Origin of the sequence: Nostoc cycadae WK-1, assembly GCF_002897135.1 — a bacterium.
Lineage (GTDB): Bacteria > Cyanobacteriota > Cyanobacteriia > Cyanobacteriales > Nostocaceae > Nostoc_B.
Genome location: NZ_DF978444.1, coordinates 44,241 through 66,722 on the forward strand (window position 1 = coordinate 44,241; position 22,482 = coordinate 66,722).

Genomic DNA, 22,482 nt, shown 5'->3' on the forward strand with positions numbered 1-22,482 from the left:
TGGCTGTTCCTGTAATTGATTAAGTATTCCCATAAGGAAATTGTATGTAACATATATGACATCTGTCTATTAAACATCAGTCATTCCAAGTCAGCTTATCAGTACAATCAATCTGTAGAGACTTGCTGTATCCTTCACATTTTGTTACAAAAGTACAAAGAACTTCTAGAGACCAATAACCAAATGTTCGGCGGACTAACTGGTTTACAAGATCCTAAAGGCACTGACTGGGGTGAGCGAATGCTCAACACAGTTGCCAGCCAAACGATTCGCCATATGTTTACCCAAAGCGAGTCAGTAGAAGTCTTGGTACGCTGCTATCCCTCCAGCAAGTTGTTGCAAGGCAGCATTGATAGCTTCAAAATGAATGGTCGTGGCTTAGTCATCCGTAGAGATTTTGCGGTAGAGGAGATGTCTTTTGAGACGGATGCGGTTGCAATTGATTTTGGTGCGGTATTAAGTGGCAAATTGAATCTCAAGCAACCTACCCAAGCGATCGCTCAAGTAGTATTATCCGAAGCAGGGATTAACCAAGCCTTCAAGGCAGAACTGGTCAAAAAGCGGCTAATGAACCTCGATCTACCTGCCTTAGTAGAATTATCTGGTGGTAAGCCAGTTTCTTTTCCTGAAATTCAAGTAAAACTATTGCCAGAAAATCGCCTACAGATTTTCGCAAAAGCTGATTTAGATACATCCGAACTCGTACCCGTCAATATGACAGTCTCCATCGCTGTAGAACGGCGGCGACGGATTTCTTTTAAGAACCCCCAAATAGACCTTGAGCAAGTACCAGAAGCGCAAAAAGAGACTTCCCGAACCCTCAGCATGGTACTAGCAGAGATTTTAGATAATATGGTCGATTTAGACCGCTTCGACCTTGATGGAGTAAAAATGCGACTCAACCGTTTAGAAACTGAAGGGCAAAAATTAATTTTCAGTGGATATGCGGAAATCGAACGTATTCCCCGTAGTGGCGGGAGTTAAGTATGAGATTTTCTAACTGAATATTTTAAATTTTGCACCAGCTAGTTTATTGTGATTAAAGTCAGTTGGACAATGCTACAAAGTCTTGCAAATCCTGATTTTTGCCGTATAGATATTAAACTGTTTGTAAAAGTCTCTATTTGCGCCTACCCCGCGGTATACCCCCTTGGCGTTAGCCTCTCCCTTTGGGAGAAGACCGCGCTGTTTTACCGCTACCGCGTCTGTGCGCGAGAGCAAAAAAAGAGGTCTATTATCCCACCTACTGGACTAACTGCGATCGCCTGACTAATTTAGAACTAATTTTTCCTAAGTTCTAAATTTTGCTGATGGCTAACTTCTAAAGGCAAGAAAATTGTTAATACCTCACCATATTGAGGGCGTTGGCGGACAATTAGCTTACCGCCAATTGCTTGGAACAAGTGTTTAGTTGCATTTAAATTCAAACTAATCGTTCCTGTTTCTGGTTGAAACATTAACAATTGACCCAGAGCTTTACGAATGGGCGGTGTGACAAATGTATCTGCTGCATCTGTGTCTTGACACTGAAGTTGCGGCGATAACTGTAGCTTGAGTTGATCTCCAGCCGGGATTACCTGCACTTGAATATGGCTACCAGCAGGTAAGCTGCGGGTAAAATTCTCCATCAAACCTGTGAGAACCCGATCCAACATTGTCGGATTACTGACAACTGTGGGAAGTTGTTGCGGTACTACGACTTCTAAGGTGAGGTTACGCCGAGTAGCTGCTTGTTGCCAACGAGGAATGCTCTGTTGCAGAACTTGATTGAGAGACATTGGTGTGAGATGAGTATTAGCAGCTTTCGTTGCAGCACAAGTTTCTAGTTCCGCCGCTTTGAATAGCAACTCCATACGGTCAATTTGCTCAGTACACTCATGATCGATAATTTTTAAGCGATCGCTCACACCAGCAGGTAAGTCCCGTCGCTTGAGTAGTAAGCGAGTCATGGTGCGAATAGTCGTTAAAGGTGTGCGAACCTCATGAGCAAAGGCTTGAAGCAATTCTACATCGGGGACTGGATGTGGAGAAGTAGGGATTGGGGGTTGGGGATGAGGTATATTTGTTGCCGTTTCCCAGTCTTTACTGACTTCTGGTTCTGGAAATTCCTGAAGTAACAACTGGCTAAACTGCATAGCAATCCGATAATCTGGCGTTACTGGGGAATACTGCTGAACTAAAGCATCGAGTTCCGCACAAAAATCAGGATTAGTCAGCATTACCCGCGCTCCTATAGCTCGCCATGCTTGCTGAACTATCTCTGGTTCAAAGGAAAATGAAAATATTTTGTTGCCATTCTTCCGTTCTGCTAAAACCAGGACTAATCTGAACTTATCTGTAAATACCAAGCAAAATTGCTCTGCTACTAGAGGATCAGCAGGTAGCAAGGGCAGGACTGCTTCTTGGAAAGAATTTTCTTCAACTACCGTCGCTGTTGTGGGCATTTGAAACGGCATTAAAGCCAAGGGGTTAAATGGCTTGGCTGTAAAAGTAACTGTCTGCAAGTTTTGAGTTAGTGCTGGTTGACTAAATAAAGGTGCTGGTGCAGCTAATACTAATGCTGGTGCAGCAGCAGGAGAGTTGATTGCTAATGTGTCGATTAATAAATGTTCGGTTGCTGCTAAACTCATACGCCACTGTCGCTCTGCCTTGGCTGGTGAACATTCAGCCATAGTTGATTGACTTTCGGCTAAAACTTCACTCAGACTTGGCAAGATCCATTCGTACACAGGTTTTCACCCCTTGGTTGCAGAGCGACTAATAAAGTGGAAAAGTAATATTGCACTACTACTTTAGAGGTTATAGTTATTTGTGTACGAGCAACAGTAGTATAACCGAACAATATGGGGGAAATTTCCCCGTCATCTGGGAAAATTTCACAGTTGGGAATTAAAGGCGATCGCACATTATAGAAATTAGAAATTACTCAATCAAATGACCAAGGACAACCTTTACGCGTGATTCTGTAATTTAGACGTGTTTTAGCTGATTCAAAAAACCCTGATTCCCACTATCAAAAATTAACTTTTTTGCGTAAGTTCTGACTGATTAACTGAATTTTTCAATCTCGCATACTTGGGTTTACAAGGGCTTCCCCAACAAACCTGTCCAGGAGGCATATTGGCAAACACCGTACTCCGAGCGCCAATGACAGCATTTGCACCAATTTCAACGCCGGGGCCAACAAAGCAATCGGTTGTTACCCATACCCCATCATGAATAGTAATTGGCGCTGTTTTTAATCTAAAAGTTGGGTCTTGAATGTCGTGGCTACCAGTACACAAGTAAGTTTTTTGGGAAATCACGCAATGTTCACCAATGCTAATTTCATCCAAACTGTATAGAACTACGTCATCACCAATCCAACTGTAGTCACCAATGGTAATTTTCCAAGGATAAGTGAAGCGAGCAGTGGGTCGAATTAACACACCTTGACCAATACGCGCACCGAAAAGTCTGAGTAAGGAACAACGCAGACTATTAAAAGGATGGGGCGTTAAGGGAAAAGCGATCGCCTGGACAAACCACCATAACAAAACATACCAGCCTGGACGACCACGGGCAAACCAGGATTGGTCGTATTTGCGTAAGTCTACGAAAGATTGGTTATTTGTCATTTGTCATTTGTCATTTGTCATTTGTCAATAAATAAAAGAGACTGGGTAGGAACATTTCACAATACCCAATCCCTAGTATTTAATATCTGTAAATAAAGTACCTATGATAAATTGCCCTCAAGCTCACTATACAGGTTTATTTATTTCAGATCTCTACTTCATACTTTTTGTACTAAACTGCTGTTTGTTCAATTTTTTGGGGTAGAGAAGGTGGTACGGGTTTAGCGGTATTTGCAGTATTTAATTTACCGCCACAGTTGCGTAACTCATAAAGTTTCACGCCAATTTGATATTCATATTGACTCAATAGCCGCCCATAAATATACCCAGCTTTGCCATCCAAGAAACCACGCTGAATAATGTAGAACAAAATAAAGCGTAAAATTGGCTTAAAAGGTAAATGTACCCAGACTCTTTTCAAAAAGCGCTTACGTTGAACTGCATCACCAAATAAGTCAGCGCCAATTGTGCCTTGTTCATCTTGACCGCTAAGAAGATTGTAATAAACACGAGCTTCCCAATTAGAATAGCGATTGTGTCTTTCTAACCAGTGGAACAAATCGCGGAAGTCTTCATGCAGCATATCATTTTGCAGATAGCCCACTTTACCTTGTAAGATAACGTGTTCGTGAACTTCATTATCTCCTGTATTGGGAATATCTTCAGTATTGAGGTTTTCGTAACGACCAATTTTGTGCTTAAACAGGCGCAGATTCCAATCGGGATATTTACCCCCGTGACGAATCCATTTACCTAAGAAAAATACCCGACGGTTGAGATAGTAACCATTAAATTCTGCATTTTGAATTGCTTGAGCAATTTCATCCCATAATTCAGGAGTAATTCGTTCGTCACAATCGACTATTAGTACCCATTCATTACGAAAAGGTAAGTTATCTAAAGACCAATTTTTCTTTTTCGGCCAGCGTCCATTAAAGTGAAACTGCACAACATTTGCGCCATAGTTGTTAGCAATTTCGATGCTTTTATCAGTACTTTGAGAATCTACAATAAAGATTTCATCTGCTCTTTGTAGGCTAGTCAGACAAGCTGGCAAATTAGCTTCTTCATTTTTGGCAGGAATTAATACCGAGACGGGAATTTTAGACAACATATATTTTGTTATTTGTTATTTTTTATGGGATGTAGAAAGCAGACCCTGAATAGCAGCATTTAAATAACCTATTTGACAATATGTATACACAAGTCTGTCGAAGCGTTCTGCTGGGTCATAAAAATACTGTAATGACTTATATAAACCTCGGATCAAGCGCTCACCACCGCGCACTAACTGACCGATACCCGTTTTGCCTGCAAGTTGTTCTCGGTAGCACTCACTAATTCCTTGCCACCAGCCACGATTTAAAAACCAAGTGCGATTTAGCCGTTCGGGTGCAACGTTATGAGCAACTAAAGCTTCAGGAAGATAGGCAACTTGCCAGCCATGTTGAAGTGCAAATTCAGTCATTTGCAGTTCTTCATTAGATAACAAGTTTTTTCCGACTCGACCGAGTTGGGGATCAAAACCACCAATTTCTGCAAGGAAGCTACGACGGATCGAATAATTCAAGCCTCTGGGAGTTAAACCAGGCTGCTCAATATAAACTATTTTTTCCCCTAGGTCGTAAGCTCCCAAATTGCCTGCTAACCCAGAAGATAGCCATTTGGGTGGTTGGATAGTTGGCGGCCATAAAAGCGTCACTTTGCCACCAGCGATCGCTAGTTTTGGGTTGCTTTGATATGCAGAGTACAATACTTGCAACCAGCAGTTGCTGGCTACGGCATCATCATCTAAATAAGCGAGAATTTCTGCACTAGCAGCTTTAGCACCAGTGTTACGGGCAACAGATAACCCCGTGGTGGGTTCAAAGATATACTTTAAACGGGGATTGCAGGCTCTTTGTTCGACAACTTCGCGGGTACGATCGCTGGAGTTATTATCTACCACTATCACCTCAAAGTCAGCGGCAAAATCCTGTGCCAATAGGCTATCAATCGCCGCACCTAAATAGGTATCTCGATTGTGAGTACAGATAATGGCAGAGAGTTGGATGTCTGGCATAGGATTTAATTTAAGTTTTTACCCTTGGATTTTAGATTACAGTCTTCCATCCAAAGGTCGCCTGCTCTGTGCTAATCTATAACAAAAAATTCCCACCCACCAACCGCGTTTATTCGGAAATCGTCTTTAATTCTTCAAGCTTGTTGAATATGGCTGTGTAAAACTACGAGAGTTTCTGCTAACTGACTCAGGCGTGTTTCTAGATGTTGTTTGCGTCCTAACAGCTGGCGTAACTTTTGATGACGCGCGATCGCCATACTAACTGTAGGTACTTGATCTGGTGGACATGGACGTGACCAAACTTTACCAGACCCATCCAAGCCACAAAGACGATAGCCTGTCCGTGAAAATTGATAAGCGTCTTTACCGCCAGTTGTACAAAGTTCTTCTACATAATTCATCAGCTGGTCAACTTCTGCATGGCGCAGTGTAGCAGTTCCTGGCTGTTCTGGTTCTTTAGGGTTGGATTCTAACCAACCGTTGACGATTGGCCCTTCTAAATAAAGGTCTTGGATTTGTTGCAAAATAGTTTGGAGTTCTTTTTGCCAACCAGCCACATGAACTTGAATTTCTTGCAACAAATTCATTGCTAAGGCTGGATTTGCTCCGTGACGATGGTTGCTAAAGCTAGGAGTTTTAAACTTGGGTAGGCTAGGCGTTTTACCACCAGTTTCTTGTGCGGAAAATGTTTCTACAGAATGATGTTCAAAATAGCTCTCATTTTGAGAGTGTATCTCTACGTTGTCTGTTGGTTCTGGTGTGATGTTCTCATCATCTGATGTATCTATATCTGGGGTAGCGGCTTTGGCAGAAACACTAATTCTAAAAGATACTGGATGCTTTGGGGAATCAGGCGCTTCGACTGTTGCATTGTCTCGATTACCTAGATCATGTAGAGTTGCCTCGATACGTTTTAGCCCTGTTTTCATAAAAATATCCTCTATGTTTGCTGCCCTTTGTGGTGTTTTATGATCCACAAAGGTGTGTTGGGGGTTTTTACTTTTGCCAATTTTGGCACAAAATAATGCTGGTGCTAATTTTATCTTTTAAAAGATATTTGCCACAAACAAACTCAAAATAATCGTTCAAAGGTATTAGGAAATATCAGTGGGTAAAGTTATTTTAATTACTGGTGCTGCTCGGTCGGGAAAAAGTGAATGGGCAGAATCCTTAGCAAAGCAGTCAGGTAAACAAGTTATTTATGTCGCTACCGCCACTGAAAATCCTGCTGATATGGAGTGGCAAAAACGCATTTTGGCACATCAAAAACGCCGTCCCCAAAATTGGACAACTTTGGCAGTACCGATAGAACTATCAGCTACTTTGGCTGATGCTAAACCTTATAGTTGTTTGTTAGTTGATTCTTTGGGAACTTGGGTGACAAATCTTTTAGAACAGGATGAAATTAGTTGGCAAAATACAAGCACAGAGTTTTTAGAGACCGTACAATTAGTAGCTGCCGATATGCTGTTTGTAGCGGAAGAAGTCGGTTGGGGTGTGGTTCCTGCTTATCCCATTGGGAGGCTATTCCGCGATCGCTTGGGTTCTTTGGTATGCCAATTAGGTGCTATTTGTGACACAGTTTATCTTGTGGCTGGTGGTCATGTATTAAATCTAAGTGTCCTGGGTACACCACTACCAAAAGCAATAGATGAGGAATTGTAACGGATAAATTTAAGAAAAATTACGAGAACTTGATTATTATTTTATCTGCCTATAGATAGTCAAATTTTTAATAGAAAATTAATAACATACACAAAGCAAGTCTCCTCATACCGAATGTACAATCATGGTATGGCAAACACAGAAGATGTAAGAAAGTATCTCGCCTACTGGTTTCAGTTGGGTAAGAGAGTAGTAATCGGTAATGGGGTAACAAGCTTGTTGCCTCAGCCCGTATATAAAGGCGATCGCTATAGCCAGGAATTTGAAAAGTGTTGGCAGCAAATTATATCGTCAGAATCGGGCGATTGTCATTTAGAAGGCACTCACGAAACCATCGCAGAATTGCTGACTTCTGCATGGGAAATGTCGCCTTGTAGCCGTTGCAATATGCCGATTCCGATGAGAAATGTGGGAATGCCGGCAGAAACTTGTCCATGTAATGATTTACCCGGCTGGCCGAATACTGATTTACCAGCACCACGTTCTGCTATTGATAACCAACAAAAACTAACAGGAATTCGCGATCGCCTTTTAGAAAATCTTTCCGCAAAAATTAAATAAACTATGTTACACAATTAATTTCTCAAAGCTTGTAACCGTGGTTTATCATCAAAACTGCGGTATTTTTATACTTGCTTTCATGAAAAATTAAAACCCTTGTACTTTAAATGTGCAGTCTTGAAAGCAAAATTTTTTTGAGAAACCATGTCACCATATAGAATAAAGCACCAAAATCAGCAATAGGGAAACGAAAAAACGCTGTGCAGATAACATTTTTAGGGACAAGTTCCGGTGTACCTACGCGATCGCGTAATGTTTCTAGTGTCGCCCTAAGATTACCCCAAAGGGCAGAACTCTGGTTATTCGATTGTGGTGAAGGTACTCAGCATCAAATTTTGCGGAGTGACCTAAAAATCAGCCAACTTTCCCGAATTTTTATTACCCATCTGCATGGCGACCATATTTTTGGCTTGATGGGTCTATTGGCTAGTTGTGGTTTAGCTGGCAATGTTGACAGGATTGATCTCTACGGACCACCTGGATTAAATGAATATATCCAATCGGCATCACGCTACTCTCATACGCACTTTTCCTATCCGATTAAAGTTCATGCTATCCGTCCGGGAGTAATTTACGAAGATCAAGAGTTCACAGTCACCTGTGGTCAATTACATCATCGAATTACTGCATTTGGTTATCGAGTTGCAGAAAAAGACCGTTCAGGACGTTTTGATATTGAAAAAGCTAAAGCACTACAAATTCCTCCTGGTCGGATTTACGGTCAACTCAAACGTGGTGAAACTGTCACCTTGAATGATGGAAGAGTAATTAAAGGTACTGAACTTTGCGGCCCTACAGAAATTGGCCGCAAAATAGCTTATTGTACAGATACAGTTTATACAGAAGGCGCAGTAGAACTAGCCAAAGATGCGGATGTATTAATTCACGAAGCTACCTTTGCCCATCAAGACGCAGATATGGCTTTTCAAAGATTGCATTCCACAACCACGATGGCAGCACAAACAGCTTTAGTGGCTGGTTCCCATCGATTAATTATGACTCATTTTAGTCCTCGCTACGCTCCTGGCAACCCCATAGAATTGAAGGATTTGCTTCAGGAAGCGCGGGCGATTTTTCCTAAGACAGATATGGCTTATGACTTTATGACTTATGATGTTCCACGACGGCGGGAAGTTGAGTTAAAAGAAGTGTCTGTCAGTTAAGGCTGCATTGTGATTTTAAGCAGATAGTAATGCGATCACCCCAAGTCAAGCAATAATTACAATGCACTCAAAGTAAGCAAATTCAGCCCTGCATTTCTTACTAATACTTGTCATCGCCCAGATAAATCGATGGTTTTGAGAGCCAGTATTGTGCATCTCTATTGCGAAGCATAGGCGATCGCAATTGGGCAAAATTAAATATACAGATATAGACAAGACTCTGAAAGCGGAATTAAGGAATTCGTTGATTTAGGAAAAAGCTAGACTGAGTTGGATTCAATCTGGACAATCATTGTAAAACCGACCCCCAATTTTGAAGGAGTCGGTAGAAGAGAAGGTCAGTTGTTATTTACAACAAGGAGATGAAGGGCTTAACTATACAGCCTCAAATTTCCATTTTTGAGCATTGGTGGAATTTTTACTGTATTGTTGGACATTAGCTCCATCAGCAGTGCCAGCGCTTGCTACATCTAAAGCCTTACCGCTATGTTTGGCAATGAGGTAGAAATAGCCATCTCCAGCATCTTCCAACTTCCATTTAGAGTTATCGTCATTTGTTTTTTGATACTGAATGACATTGGTTCCATCAGCTTGACTACTACCTGATACATTTAAAACTTTGCCACTCTTGTTGACAAGGTAGTAATAGCCATTTCCAGCGTCTTCTAACAGCCATTGTTGGGCTTGAGTTGTATTGCTAGTGTACTGTTGGACGTTAGCTCCATCAGCAGTGCTACCACCTGCCACATCTAAATATTTACCGCTATTTTTGTTGGCAAGTTTGTAGTATTTTCCTGCCGCAGGAAGTGGTGTTTTCGCAGACGCAGGCTCAATAGCAATCCAATTGATATGCCATTCATATTGATTTGCTACTGCTGGGGTAACGGCTGTTCCACTCTGGCTGTAGCCTTCTTCCCACCTTATTTCTACTTCAAAACCTTTCGCAGTGGGATTGTAGATAGAACTAGACCCAGAGATTCCCCAATGATGGCTCTTACCCCCAACAGTTATTACGTAAGTTGGTACTGAGGTGAAACCAGCAGCACTAGTGTCAATATTGACATAAACACCACTGCTACCAACGTTGCCACCGGTCTGCCAATCAGTTGCACCTGGTGTTGTCTTGCCCGATACAATTTTTGTACCATCCGTTCCATAGGTTACTGTTAAATTCTGAGTTTTAATCGGTGTTGCTACCATGATTTGACCTCTGAAAATTACTCGATGTTGAAAGTAAATAAGTCTGCGTTTTTGTCAACGCAAAAGACAACTCAGCACAACAGCATTCGCCACAAGACATTAGTCCAGTGCGGAGTACTATTGCCGCAGCGTAAATAGTTGCTTACTTAAAGCATCTAGTTTGACCAATGCTTTGGTGGAAGCCGTTTGAAGTGCGGTATCGATACACTTCATGCTTTTAATATTTCAAATTTCTTATGAGAATGCAAGGACAGTTAAGACAGTTAAAGAACTCATTAAGACATTTTAGACAGTTAAGTAAATATTTAATAATTACTTAGTAATTTTTTAATTGCTTTATATCAATTTGATAATGTATTTCTTAATACAATATTTGACCGCAGAAATTGGCACAGTGAATTAGCTCAGAAACATTAACTCCTATTTTGATTAAATTTTAGGAATTTAATATCAAAACAATTACTGCATCTTTATGTCAATTAAATAACAGAAAAGCCAGTTGACAAATGGGCTTTAGATAAACTAAGCCACGACCGAGCAAGGAAGTTATGCTGTAATGGCAGATGAAAGCTTGACTATTAAAACATTCGAGTAAGTAAACAGATTTTTTTTGAATTAATTTTCTTACTTGCACCCTATTTGATAAGTAAATACCTAATTTTATTTATTAAATATAGAATTTAATCTATGTAGTATGCGAATAGTCTTGTGGCGATGTAGTAGACGGTGAAGTTATGACGCGACTGTCAGAGAAAATTAATGCCTAACACACCATAATATTATGCTGCGGTGCATCAGGCTATGGTCATAACACTAAAACTACTTGTGTTGTGCATAAATGGAGAGTCAGAATGATCATGACAAGAAGTGACAAATGACCATCGACTCATTTTAAGCCTGTTTTACTTCTTCATACCAAATGCCAACTTTTTCAAAAGCAGCATAAGCCAGCTTGAGAAAATGTACGACTCGCTGTTTGCTCAAAATACCAAATTCTTTATATTCTCGTGCTTCTGAAAAGGTCATACGAGTTTGGTCAATGATATTTCTTTCTTTGTATGCCAACTTCGGAAAATCCACAACTTGAACATTATGCTTCTGTACTAACTGTTGCATGTTAGGGTCAGAATCAACGTGTTCCCAGTCGTCACACAGTCCACAATTTCTGACGAGGACATGGGGAACTTTATCACCGTAGCTATTTATAGACTGGACAAATAAATTAAGGCTGTCATATCCGCCTGTAGTTACAAACCACTTACAAAAACTGACTCCTTCGGCGCTTCCTAGTTCGAGTAACTGGTTTTTATCAATCCAGTTTTTGACGGCGCGATGGCTTTGGGCGGCGAGATTGACAATTACGGGCTTAGACATTGCCATCTCAAAGATTCTATCGGCTTTGTCGGCTTGGCGTTCATCTTCGGTAAACACCGCATACTGACACATCCCTTTATAAACACCGGCTACATCAGGATTTGATCTATCTGTCTCTATCGGTACAAAGGGAATTTTCTTATCCAGACAATATTGAATCATTGTCCGAGTGACTAAAGACTTTCCTACCCCACCTTTTTCACCATCTATTAAATGAATTGTTGGCATAATAGCTACCCCTAATACTGTTTGAAGTTATTTAAAATATCTGCTTGTGCCTTGGACGCTTTTGCTGTCTTCCGCTGCAACTTTTATACCATCTGTTGAGAAATACTGCTGGTTTTTCGGGAAATTAGCATTTATCTATAGGGATTTTTTTCTAGAGTTTGTGCGTGTTATGTCACTGATTAGGCTCAAAATTTAAATAATCCTAGCATCAAAGGCTGACAACCTTTCGATACAAACTTTTACATTAGCATTAGGGAGAAATTGAAGAAAAGAACCTAGAAAAAGCTGAAAAAGGGTGAATTGCTGTATTATTTAAATTTCCAGCTTTTCCTTGCTCTAGTTAAATTTACTTTTGCAAGACTAAGCTCCTAGATTTTTGCGATGAGAATCCTATTTAATTAAAAAAAAATGCAGTAGGCTTTAAGTCCTGCTTTCTTGTTCTTGATTTTCTATCTCTACCAATAATTAAGAAGTCTAATCGGAATAACATAGTAGCGCTTTAGGTTTTTCGGTGCTATCGTAAAAACCTGGCTTTGTATGAGGTTGTTTGCTCGATTATTTGCCGATCGCTCACGCAAAAATTATCGATTAATGGCACAATGGCTAGTAATTTTTGCCTAGTAATTGGATTAAAAAAATCTGACTACTCACTGAATTTACTTTTGAGAATATTTACCTAAAAACACATTCAATTATTGTATATATTGTTATATGTTTAATTGCGAAATTGTAATATTAAGCGACCAATAATAAGGGATAAGTCTACAATTTTGATGGTAGCTTCTATAACTAATTTGTGTAAAAATAGGCAGCTACCTCAAGCTATTTTTTAATGGGGGTCAGGCAATGGCTATCGCCACCATCAATCCCGCCACTGGGGAGACACTCAAAACTTTTGAGCCACTCAACGATGCTGAAATTGCCGCTAAACTGGATTTGGCAAATCAAGCTTTTGAGCAATATCGTAAGACGAGTTTCTCACAGCGATCGCTCTGGTTGCAAAAGGCTGCGGAAATTTTAGACCAAGAAAAAACAGACTTTGCTAAAGTTATGACGCTGGAAATGGGTAAACCATATAAAGCCGCAATTTCTGAAGTCGAAAAATGTGCCGCTGTTTGTCGCTACTATGCCGAAAACGCCGCTGATTTTTTGGCTGATGTTGCTGTGAAAACTGATGCTAGTCATAGTTTTGTCAGCTATCAGCCATTGGGGGTAATTTTGGCAGTGATGCCGTGGAATTTCCCTTTTTGGCAAGTGTTTCGCTTTGCTGCGCCTGCACTGATGGCTGGTAATGTGGGTTTATTAAAACATGCGTCTAATGTGCCGCAATCTGCTTTAGCAATTGCAGAGATTATCCAACGGGCTGGTTTTCCTGAAGGTGTATTTCAAACTTTATTAATCGGTGCGGCAAAAGTTGCCGATATCATCGCTGATGATCGTGTGAAAGCTGCAACTTTAACCGGAAGTGAACCAGCGGGAGCATCTTTAGCCGCCACTGCTGGTAAACATATTAAAAAAACCGTTCTGGAATTGGGGGGAAGTGATCCGTTTATTGTATTAGCCAGTGCTGATGTAGAAACAGCCGTGGCTACAGCTACCGCCGCGCGGATGTTAAATAATGGGCAATCTTGTATTGCAGCGAAACGCTTTATTGTGGAAGAAGCGATCGCTGATCAATTTGAGAAGTTGCTATTAGATAAATTTCAGGCGCTGAAAGTCGGCGACCCTATGCAACCAGATACCGATTTAGGGCCACTAGCTACACCAGATATTCTCCAAGATTTAGATCAGCAAGTCCAAGTTGCTAAAAACAGTGGTGGAAAAGTCTTGACTGGTGGGTATCATATTTCAGACCGTCCAGGAAACTTTTATCCACCGACTATCATCACAGATATTCCCCTTGACGCACCAATAGCTCAGGAAGAATTTTTTGGCCCGGTAGCTTTGTTATTCCGGGTTCCAGACATTGATGCTGCAATTAAACTGGCAAATGCTACACCTTTTGGTTTAGGCGCAAGTGCTTGGACAAATAACGACCAAGAACGCGATCGCTTGATTACCGAAATTGAAGCTGGTGCAGTCTTTATCAACGGTTTGGTCAAATCTGACCCCAGGTTGCCTTTTGGTGGTATCAAACGTTCTGGGTATGGCCGAGAATTAAGCATTCAAGGTATACAAGAGTTTGTCAATGTTAAAACTGTTTGGGTGAAGTAAATATTAGTCAATAGTTAATAGTCCACAGTCAATGGTTTTACTCTGGACTATTGACTAGTCTCGTGCATCTTATGAGGAAATTAAAATGAATACAGCAGAATTATTAGTCAAGTGTTTAGAAAATGAAGGGGTCGAATATGTTTTTGGACTCCCTGGGGAAGAAAATTTACACGTTTTAGAAGCATTAAAACATTCTTCCATTAAATTTATTACGACTCGTCATGAACAAGGTGCGGCTTTTATGGCCGATGTCTACGGACGTTTAACCGGAAAAGCTGGGGTTTGTCTTTCCACTCTTGGCCCTGGCGCAACAAATCTGATGACTGGTGTAGCTGATGCCAATCTTGATGGTGCGCCTTTGGTGGCAATTACTGGGCAAGTGGGAACCGATAGAATGCACATTGAATCTCACCAATATTTAGATTTAGTGGCAATGTTTGCCCCGGTAACTAAGTGGAATAAGCAGATTGTTCGCCCAAGTATTACACCAGAAGTAGTGCGGAAAGCCTTCAAGCGATCGCAAACCGAAAAACCGGGCGCAGTTCATATAGATTTACCAGAAAATATTGCTGCTATGCCCGTTGAAGGTAAACCTTTACAGCGGGATAAAATTGAAAAAACCTACGCCTCTTTTGCCAGCATCCGCGCCGCCGCCGCGATGATATCCCAAGCGGTGAATCCCCTAATTTTAGTTGGTAATGGTGCAATTCGCGGCCAAGCTAGTGATGCCGTGACGCAATTTGCCACGCAAATGAATATACCTGTGGCGAATACATTTATGGGTAAAGGTGTCATTCCTTACACTCATCCTTTAGCTTTATGGTCTGTGGGATTACAGCAACGGGACTTTATCACCTGCGGCTTTGATAATACAGATTTAGTCATTGCGATCGGCTACGATTTAATTGAATTTTCCCCGAAAAAATGGAATCCTGAAGGTAAGATTCCCATTGTGCATATTAGTACAGCTGCGGCGGAAATTGATAGTAGCTATGTTTCTAATGTAGAAGTCATCGGCGATATTTCTGACTCTCTCTCAGAAATTTTAAAAGTAGCCGATCGCCAAGGTAAATCTAATCCTTATGCTATTAGTTTACGTGGGGAAATTAAAGCCGATTATGAACAATACGCTAACGATGAAGGTTATCCTATTAAGCCGCAAAAATTAATTTATGACTTGCGGCAAGTTATGGGGCCAGATGATATCGTTATCTCTGACGTTGGCGCACACAAAATGTGGATGGCGCGTCATTATCATTGTCATAGTCCCAATACTTGCATTATTTCTAACGGTTTTGCAGCAATGGGTATTGCTATTCCTGGTGCTTTAGCGGCTAAACTCGTTTATCCCAACCGCAAAATTGTTGCCGTAACTGGTGACGGTGGCTTTATGATGAATTGCCAAGAATTAGAAACAGCTTTGCGTGTGGGTACTCCCTTCGTCACCTTGATATTTAATGATGGTGGCTATGGCTTAATTGAATGGAAACAAGAAAACCATTTTGGCAAAGGTAATTCATCCTTTGTACATTTTGGTAATCCTGATTTTGTCAAATTTGCTGAAAGTATGGGTTTAAAAGGTTATCGAGTGGAATCTAGTCTCGATTTAATACCTATACTCAAAGAAGCCTTAGCCCAGGATGTACCAGCTGTCATCGATTGTCCGGTAGACTACAGAGAAAATCGTCGCTTTACTCAAAAAGCTGGTGAGTTGAGTTGTGGTGTGTAGTTAATGCTGAGTTAGAAAATGTATCGGCATCAAAAAGCATTTGACTTAACACCCTAACATGCTCTTGACTTGATACAGCATTGCAGCCTCATACACCCTGTTTTCTGACTAATAAATGAGGCTGCTATTAAGTGTTTTCCCGGCAAATGCTCAACATTGCATTTTTGCAACAATTAATTTAACAGTGTATTTTTAGCAAATAAATAAATACCTAATCTATCTTGTTTTATTTTGTAAACTACGTAATTGATCTACTATATAATCTTCTAGTTCTTGTTTTTCTCTACCACTAGCTCTACGTTGATAAGTTCTGCCTGTTTCTTGAATAAACTTGCGCTTCTCTAATTGAGAACCTTTAGATTTACTGCCTGATTTTTGCAAATTTTTTTGTAATTCTTCCCAAGTTTGTTCCCCAATACTTTCACCTAGTTTTTGTAATGCTTGAGGCAATAGTGTTTTTGCTTCTCTGTGAAAATCTTCGTCTGTTTCTAGGGCATTTAACTCTACATTACTATAGTCAATGTCAATTTGAAATTTACTCATTAATTTTTTCAAAAAAACAACTTATTAATTATTGCATACAGTCACCGATTTGAAATGATTTAACAATCTAGCAGTAGCCAAGTTGGTTAGAATATCGGTAAATAATGAAACTTAGACAGCAAAAGGCTTTTAACTTTGTTACTGCAATAAATTCAGTCTAGCAGGGCGATCGCCTACTCAAAACTCTGCAAAATTTTTGTCAATTTCAGCAGGGAATAAGCCAGAAGCAGCACCAAGAAACATAGATATGTCTAGTTGTTCTTTCTCAGGATACAAGACATATCAATGAAAATAATGCACCTTAAAAATAGTGCGGAGATCATCAATTATGGATGCTGTTAAACGCCTGGCTACTCTTGAACGTATCCGCAGACTTAGCCGTCTGATGGATACATCTATACGCATACCTCTACTTGGTTTTCGCATTGGATTAGACCCCATTATTGGTCTGGTTCCAGGTGCTGGAGATTTCATTAGTACAGGATTTTCGGCTTACATTATATTTTTAGCTACCCGCTTCGGTATTCCTCGCCAAGACTTAGCCAAAATGATTTTTAATGTTGGTTTAGAAGCTGTAGTTGGTAGTGTACCTTTAGTGGGTGATTTGTTTGATGCGTTCTACAAATCCAACATTCGGAATTTGGCAATTCTAGAGCAACATCTGACAAAAGTTCCACCAGAATCTCAAGTAGTATCTGGTGAAATTGTGCAAAATGAATTGAGCCGAGTTTAAGATTGAGATTTTCAATATTCTGGAAAACTAGAACAGTCCTAATTAACACATTCAAGCTTGACTATTTAATATAGGAGATCAGCTATCATGGCAATGCAAAATGCTGCAAAATTTTTTCAAGCAGTCAAAGAAGACCAAGCATTTCAGCAAAAACTCAAAGCTACAGCTAACCCAGAAGCGTTTATTAAAATTGCTAAAGAAGGTGGCTATGATTTCACTGTTGAAGAACTAGAGGCTGAAATTGATAAATTGTCGGCAGAAGATTTAGCTGCTATTGTTAATCCAGGGTGGGGGCCTAGACGGCACATTAATCCTAGATAATTCTGGAAATGACAAGCTAACAGTCTATACAAAAAGACTAAATATTTGCATAGGCTTTTACCTGGAACTATAATGCTGAACGTGCTTGGGCTAAATCACGAATCAGCAAAGTCCTAGAGTAAATGTAATCAGTTAGGCTCAGAGTTTCTTCAGAATCCAGGACTTTATTGCTCTCAATCTGTCCTAATAGCAGCTTAACCAAATCTTTATCACTAAGTCCCAGGAGTGTACTGCTTTGGGTTTGTTCCACTACAGCCCAAAGCTGACGTAATATTTTTGAGTTCACAAGGCACATCTTCATTACTCTCGCTCCTGGCTTGAATGAACGCGGATCACTACTGATGACAATCTAAAGAAAATATTAAATTATTTAGTTTCGCCAGAATCTGCAATATTACAAAAACTTATTAAATATATGTATACTTACATATTTGACAAAATTTGTTTATCAAAACAACCCTGATTGCCTGAGACGGTTTGATGGCGGTCTCTTATATTGATAATTTTATACCGAGTAGTTACAAATAACCGAACTGCGTAAATGCTGGACATATCTTCCTATATTGGTAGGCAAGTCATCCTTGTAACCGATGACAAAGACAATGATCAACTGGTCAAATACAAGTAATGTTGCCCATACCGGAGTAATGACAGACCGCGTTTTAATTCTTGGAGGAAGGGGGCGAATTGGTAGCAGTGTCGCTCAGGATATTGCTAACCATACGCAAGCCAAAATTACCATCACTGGGCGTACTCCAGAGACGGGAAGTTTGCCCTTAGCAGAACGAGAGCAGTATTTAAGTTTAGACTTGGTAGAAGTTGATAAACTAAGGGAAGCGATCGCTAACTCTGATTTAGTAGTTCACTGTGCAGGCCCGTTTCACTACCGTGATGCCAATGTTCTCAAATTTTGTATTGAACAAGGCGTTAACTACATAGATGTGAGTGACCACCGTTCTTTTACTAGCAAAGCTTTAACTTATCATGAACAAGCTGTTGCATCTGGGGTAACAGCCGTAATTAATACAGGCATTTTCCCTGGTATATCTAACAGTATGGTGCGTCAGGGTGTAGAACAATTTGATGAAGCTGAAAAAATCAAGTTGTTCTATTTAGTGGCTGGTTCCGGTGGTGCTGGTATCACCGTTATGCGGACAACTTTTCTCGGCTTACAACATCCTTTTGAAGCTTGGATAGATGGCAAATGGCAGGAAGTCAAGCCTTATAGTGAAAGAGAACTTGTTGATTTTCCCCATTATCAACGTAATGGAGTTTACTGGTTTGATATGCCAGAAACCTTTACATTGCCTTATGCCTTTCCTTCAGTTAAAAATGTAGTTACTAAGTTTGGTTCATTTCCCGATTACTATAATCATCTAACCTGGATTGCAGCACATATTTTTCCCAAGTGGTTAATGCAGCGTAATGGCATGATTGAATTTTTATCTCATGTCAGCCATACGATGACAGATTTTACTAATCGTTTCAGCGGTATTGGTGTAGCAGTCAGGTCAGAAGTGACAGGCAAAAAAAATGGCTCAACAGGCGTTTATGCTTCTACTGTATTGCATGATAATGCTGCTGTAGCCACTGGTTGTGGTACTGGTACTGTTGCTCAATTAATTCTTGAAGGTAAACTTCATAAACCAGGAGTTTTACCTGTAGAAAATGCCCTACCAACAGATTTATTTACTCAGGTGATGGATTGTCGCGGAATTAAAATTGAACATACCTTTTTAAAGTACCCTGAACAAGTGATGAGTCCTCACGGCAAAGACTCAGCGACATAACAGGATAAAAGCGGCGATCGCTGCACAAATATTCGCGCGATCGACTTAAAATAATATTCTCAAAGCAAACGTCCTGATACAGTTTCCACTTGCCGCTTGTCAAATGTATCACCTTAAAAGTGAAACGGTCTCTGCAAATCATCTTCAATAGAAAACCCCACGGGTGCTGTGGGGTTGTTTTATTAGGGTCTATTATTATAGTACTATAGTACTACACTTAAGTAAAATTTGCAAGTACTTTTTTTCTTATACCATCTCGCTAAAAATCTCTCCAACTCTCATGCCCTTATGTACTCTGCATCTCTGTAGTATCCTCTACCATACGGGTTCTCCTGTAGAGTACAGGAGTCTAAATTTTTCCGTTAACTGTTGATTATGTCTGCGTTTACTCAAATTCATCAATAGTAGAAGCCGGTAGAGGTTTTTTCTGTTTGGCAATATGAGCCTCATACCAAGTCATTAAGGGAGTTGCACTAATTCCATGTACAATTACTGACACAACAATAGTCGTGTAAGTTATCCAGGCAATTTGTTCAGCAGCTTCTCCCTTGAGACCGTTACCAAAAGCATAGGCAAGATAATAAAGGGAACCAACACCACGAATTCCAAACCAACCAAATAACCAGCGAGTTCCAGGGTGTAAATTGCGGCGATGGGAACTAAATGGATGTTTACTGATTGTGCTGACCCATGCACCTAAAGGTCGTATAAACACGAATAATAAAATAATTACTACTAAAGATTGGAAAGCATAATCAAGCATAGGCTTGAATAGTAAGATTGAGCCTAACAATAGAATTGTGCCAACTTCTAACAGCTTTTCTAGTTGTTCAATAAATTCTAATTGAGCCAATGGTTTTTCTGGATTGCGATAACTTCGTTGCACAACTAAACCCGCTACAAATACTGCCAAAAAACCATAACCATTCACAAATTCTGTTAAAGAATAAGTCAGTAAAATGATACTAATACCAACAAAATCTTCCATTAATTTATCAGCAGAACGGCGCTTTTGGAGATTTTGATCAATCCAGACGATTACTTTAGGAACTAAAATACCCATCAAGATTCCTGCTGCGATCGCCCAAAGTAAATCTATCACGATCCATTCTTTAAACCAGTTGTGCCAATTATCATCTTTTAAAGCATAAATCCCAAAATAAACAAAGGGAAAAGCTAAGGCATCATTTAATCCACCTTCTGATGTTAAACCAAAACGTAACTCATCTCTATCATTAGTATCAGTCAGTTGTACTTCTGAAGCTAACACCGGGTCAGTAGGTGCTAAAATCGCTCCTAATAATATAGCTTCTCCCCAATTCATCCCTAAGAATAACTTGCCCACAACAGCCAAGCCAAAAATTGAAATTGGCATTAATAACCCAATCAGGCGAGATGTAATCCCCCAAACTTGAAAATTTAGTGGACGAATAATTTTTAAGCCACACCCAAAAACCGAAACAATAACTACTAATTCGGAAATTTTTTCTAATAATTCGGCGTTAAATACATCATCCCGACGTAATTGAATTAAACCTAAGCCATAAGGCCCAAGAAAAATCCCAACCAATAGATAGATAAGTGAAAACGATAAAGGTAGACGGGTAATCCAACCAGATCCCAATGTAACTACTAGTAAGAGTAATCCAATTACAAACAAGTCAATAATATAAATATCAAACATGGAAATTAGTATAAAAAATGTATACCAATTTGCCAGTTTAATTGTAATATGTCTAGCAATAAATTACCTATAGGTAGATTTAATGAAGAAACAATCCGGTAATTAATACTTTTGTTCGGTTAGTAAAAATAGCAATACTAGGAGCCTGAGTTATGCAACTCCCCGATAGTCCAAAAATTCCTAAATTTATGCAGCTAGTTCAATGGATTTATCAGCCATTGCAACTAATGGAAAATTCTGCCAAAGCACATGGTGATTGTTTCACGTTATGGCTAACTAACAAGCAGCCAATGGTGTTTTTGAGTCACCCGCAAGCAATTCAACAGTTGTTTACAGACAACCTCAGTAATTTAGATTCTAGAGGTTCTGCCCAAATTTTACAGCCTTTGTTAGGCGAAAATTCTTTAATATTGCTGTCTGGTACATCTCACCAACGCCAACGTAAATTATTAACACCGCCTTTTCATGGCGATCGCATGAAAGCCTACGGCAGTATAATCGCCAACATAACCAAAGAAGTTGTCAATCAATGGAAAATTGGTCAACCTTTTTCTGTCCGCAACTCCATGCAAGAAATCTCTCTAAAGGTGATTTTACAAGCTGTATTTGGTTTGCATGAGGGAGAACGCTACGTTCAATTGCAAAAACTATTGCGTTCCATACTAGATTTAAGTGGTTCTGCTTTGCGTTCTTCTATATCATTTTTTCCAGGGTTGCAAATAGATTTAGGCCGCTGGAGTCCTTGGGGAAATTTTCTGCGTCAAAGGCAGCAAATTGACCAACTTCTATATGCTGAGATTCAAGAATGCAGAGATAATCCTGATCCATCTCGGAGTGATATTCTTTCATTAATGATGTCAGCGCGCGACGAAAATGGCGAACCAATGACTGATATAGAATTACGTGATGAATTGATGACTCTATTAGTTGCTGGCCATGAAACTACAGCCTCCGCCTTAACATGGGCTTTATATTGGATTCATCGCATACCACAAGTGCGTGAAAAGCTGTTAGCTGAGTTAGATAGTTGTAGTAGCAATGCAGATTTAGACGAAATTACTCGTTTGCCGTATCTCACTGCCGTATGCCAAGAGACATTACGTATTTACCCCATAGCTATGATTACTATCCCAAGAATTGTCAAGTCACCCATAAAAATTATGGATCATCAATTTGAACCGGGAACATTGCTATTAGGATGTATTTATCTAACCCATCGCCGCCCAGATTTATATTCCGAACCACGACAATTCAAACCAGAAAGATTTTTAGAAAACCAATATTCGCTATATGAATATTTACCTTTTGGCGGCAGCAACCGTCGCTGTTTAGGTATGGCATTTGCCCTATTTGAAATGAAACTTGTATTGGCAACACTTTTATCCCACATAGATTTAACATTAGTTAATAACTACCCAGTTAAACCTATACGTCGTGGCGTAACCTTAGCCCCTTCAGGCGGTAAATGGTTAATTGCAAAGGGAACAAGATAATCAAAGCTAAAAGCTGATCATCAAAATAACAAAAACCTCTTCTATTTAACTAAAAGAGGCTTTTGTGTAATAAATAAACCTGGCACCGAGCAATTGTGGCAGGAG

At 39.9% G+C, this 22,482-nt stretch carries 20 protein-coding genes; 10 read left to right on the forward strand and 10 right to left on the reverse strand.

Annotation, left to right across the window (positions count from 1 at the left end; translation table 11 throughout):
* The first annotated feature begins 183 nt into the window (after positions 1–183).
* The gene (locus NCWK1_RS25805) at positions 184–984 is read left to right on the forward strand and encodes an LmeA family phospholipid-binding protein (RefSeq protein ID WP_187308251.1); all 801 of its coding nucleotides are present in this window, start codon (positions 184–186) and stop codon (positions 982–984) included.
* A 296-nt stretch (positions 985–1,280) separates the two neighbouring features.
* Here NCWK1_RS25805 and NCWK1_RS25810 read toward each other — a convergent pair whose 3' ends face one another.
* The 5 genes from NCWK1_RS25810 to NCWK1_RS25830 form a co-directional block, all read right to left on the reverse strand.
* Complete coding sequence (locus NCWK1_RS25810) at positions 1,281–2,729, reverse strand: sensor histidine kinase (RefSeq protein WP_103126671.1); 1,449 nt, start codon at positions 2,727–2,729, stop codon at positions 1,281–1,283.
* A 291-nt stretch (positions 2,730–3,020) separates the two neighbouring features.
* Positions 3,021–3,617 (reverse strand): hormogonium polysaccharide biosynthesis acetyltransferase HpsU, encoded by a 597-nt coding sequence (gene hpsU, locus NCWK1_RS25815; RefSeq protein ID WP_096582964.1) that lies wholly within the window; start codon positions 3,615–3,617, stop codon positions 3,021–3,023.
* Between the two features lie 172 nt (positions 3,618–3,789).
* Positions 3,790–4,731 (reverse strand): glycosyltransferase family 2 protein, encoded by a 942-nt coding sequence (locus tag NCWK1_RS25820; protein WP_103126672.1) that lies wholly within the window; start codon positions 4,729–4,731, stop codon positions 3,790–3,792.
* Between the two features lie 15 nt (positions 4,732–4,746).
* Complete coding sequence (locus tag NCWK1_RS25825) at positions 4,747–5,679, reverse strand: glycosyltransferase family 2 protein (RefSeq protein WP_103126673.1); 933 nt, start codon at positions 5,677–5,679, stop codon at positions 4,747–4,749.
* Positions 5,680–5,813: 134 nt separating this feature from the next.
* On the reverse strand, positions 5,814–6,608 hold the full coding sequence (locus tag NCWK1_RS25830; RefSeq protein WP_103126674.1) for a hypothetical protein: 795 nt from the start codon (positions 6,606–6,608) through the stop codon (positions 5,814–5,816).
* A gap of 178 nt (positions 6,609–6,786) precedes the next feature.
* Here NCWK1_RS25830 and cobU point away from each other — a divergent pair, with 178 nt between their 5' ends.
* The 3 genes from cobU (at position 6,787) to NCWK1_RS25845 (ending at position 9,068) form a co-directional block, all read left to right on the forward strand.
* On the forward strand, positions 6,787–7,344 hold the full coding sequence (gene cobU / locus NCWK1_RS25835; RefSeq protein ID WP_103126675.1) for a bifunctional adenosylcobinamide kinase/adenosylcobinamide-phosphate guanylyltransferase: 558 nt from the start codon (positions 6,787–6,789) through the stop codon (positions 7,342–7,344).
* Between the two features lie 129 nt (positions 7,345–7,473).
* Positions 7,474–7,905 carry a hypothetical protein gene (locus NCWK1_RS25840; RefSeq protein ID WP_103126676.1) on the forward strand — a complete coding sequence of 144 codons (432 nt, stop codon included), beginning with the start codon at positions 7,474–7,476 and terminating at the stop codon, positions 7,903–7,905.
* Between the two features lie 200 nt (positions 7,906–8,105).
* Positions 8,106–9,068: a ribonuclease Z gene (locus NCWK1_RS25845; RefSeq protein ID WP_096582976.1), complete on the forward strand. Its 963-nt coding sequence runs from the start codon at positions 8,106–8,108 to the stop codon at positions 9,066–9,068.
* Positions 9,069–9,443: 375 nt separating this feature from the next.
* Here NCWK1_RS25845 and NCWK1_RS25850 read toward each other — a convergent pair whose 3' ends face one another.
* Together NCWK1_RS25850 and NCWK1_RS25855 are read right to left on the reverse strand one after the other, a co-directional pair.
* Positions 9,444–10,268, reverse strand: a complete 825-nt coding sequence (locus NCWK1_RS25850) for an RICIN domain-containing protein (protein WP_096582978.1) — start codon at positions 10,266–10,268, stop codon at positions 9,444–9,446.
* Positions 10,269–11,159: 891 nt separating this feature from the next.
* On the reverse strand, positions 11,160–11,870 hold the full coding sequence (locus tag NCWK1_RS25855) for a P-loop NTPase family protein (RefSeq protein WP_096582981.1): 711 nt from the start codon (positions 11,868–11,870) through the stop codon (positions 11,160–11,162).
* 846 nt (positions 11,871–12,716) lie between these two features.
* Between NCWK1_RS25855 and NCWK1_RS25860 the strand changes: the two genes are divergently transcribed.
* Both NCWK1_RS25860 and NCWK1_RS25865 read left to right on the forward strand, forming a co-directional pair.
* Entirely contained in the window at positions 12,717–14,084 is a 1,368-nt protein-coding gene (locus NCWK1_RS25860; RefSeq protein WP_103126677.1) for an NAD-dependent succinate-semialdehyde dehydrogenase, read from the forward strand.
* 85 nt (positions 14,085–14,169) lie between these two features.
* Positions 14,170–15,813, forward strand: a complete 1,644-nt coding sequence (locus NCWK1_RS25865) for an acetolactate synthase large subunit (RefSeq protein ID WP_103126678.1) — start codon at positions 14,170–14,172, stop codon at positions 15,811–15,813.
* Positions 15,814–16,029: 216 nt separating this feature from the next.
* On the opposite strand, the gene NCWK1_RS25870 is transcribed toward NCWK1_RS25865, so the two are convergent.
* Positions 16,030–16,356: a hypothetical protein gene (locus NCWK1_RS25870; protein ID WP_096582987.1), complete on the reverse strand. Its 327-nt coding sequence runs from the start codon at positions 16,354–16,356 to the stop codon at positions 16,030–16,032.
* Between the two features lie 328 nt (positions 16,357–16,684).
* On the opposite strand from NCWK1_RS25870, the gene NCWK1_RS25875 reads away from it, so the two are divergent.
* Entirely contained in the window at positions 16,685–17,089 is a 405-nt protein-coding gene (locus tag NCWK1_RS25875; RefSeq protein ID WP_096582989.1) for a DUF4112 domain-containing protein, read from the forward strand.
* Positions 17,090–17,176: 87 nt separating this feature from the next.
* Positions 17,177–17,410 (forward strand): Nif11-like leader peptide family natural product precursor, encoded by a 234-nt coding sequence (locus NCWK1_RS25880; RefSeq protein WP_096582991.1) that lies wholly within the window; start codon positions 17,177–17,179, stop codon positions 17,408–17,410.
* A gap of 67 nt (positions 17,411–17,477) precedes the next feature.
* Here NCWK1_RS25880 and NCWK1_RS25885 read toward each other — a convergent pair whose 3' ends face one another.
* Entirely contained in the window at positions 17,478–17,705 is a 228-nt protein-coding gene (locus NCWK1_RS25885) for a hypothetical protein (RefSeq protein WP_422730892.1), read from the reverse strand.
* Positions 17,706–18,057: 352 nt separating this feature from the next.
* Between NCWK1_RS25885 and NCWK1_RS25890 the strand changes: the two genes are divergently transcribed.
* Complete coding sequence (locus tag NCWK1_RS25890; RefSeq protein ID WP_103126689.1) at positions 18,058–19,200, forward strand: saccharopine dehydrogenase family protein; 1,143 nt, start codon at positions 18,058–18,060, stop codon at positions 19,198–19,200.
* Positions 19,201–19,585: 385 nt separating this feature from the next.
* On the opposite strand, the gene NCWK1_RS25895 is transcribed toward NCWK1_RS25890, so the two are convergent.
* Complete coding sequence (locus NCWK1_RS25895; protein ID WP_103126680.1) at positions 19,586–20,884, reverse strand: cation:proton antiporter; 1,299 nt, start codon at positions 20,882–20,884, stop codon at positions 19,586–19,588.
* Between the two features lie 152 nt (positions 20,885–21,036).
* On the opposite strand from NCWK1_RS25895, the gene NCWK1_RS25900 reads away from it, so the two are divergent.
* A complete protein-coding gene (locus NCWK1_RS25900; RefSeq protein WP_103126681.1) occupies positions 21,037–22,377 on the forward strand; it encodes a cytochrome P450 in 1,341 nt (446 codons plus the stop codon).
* Positions 22,378–22,482: the final 105 nt, after the last annotated feature.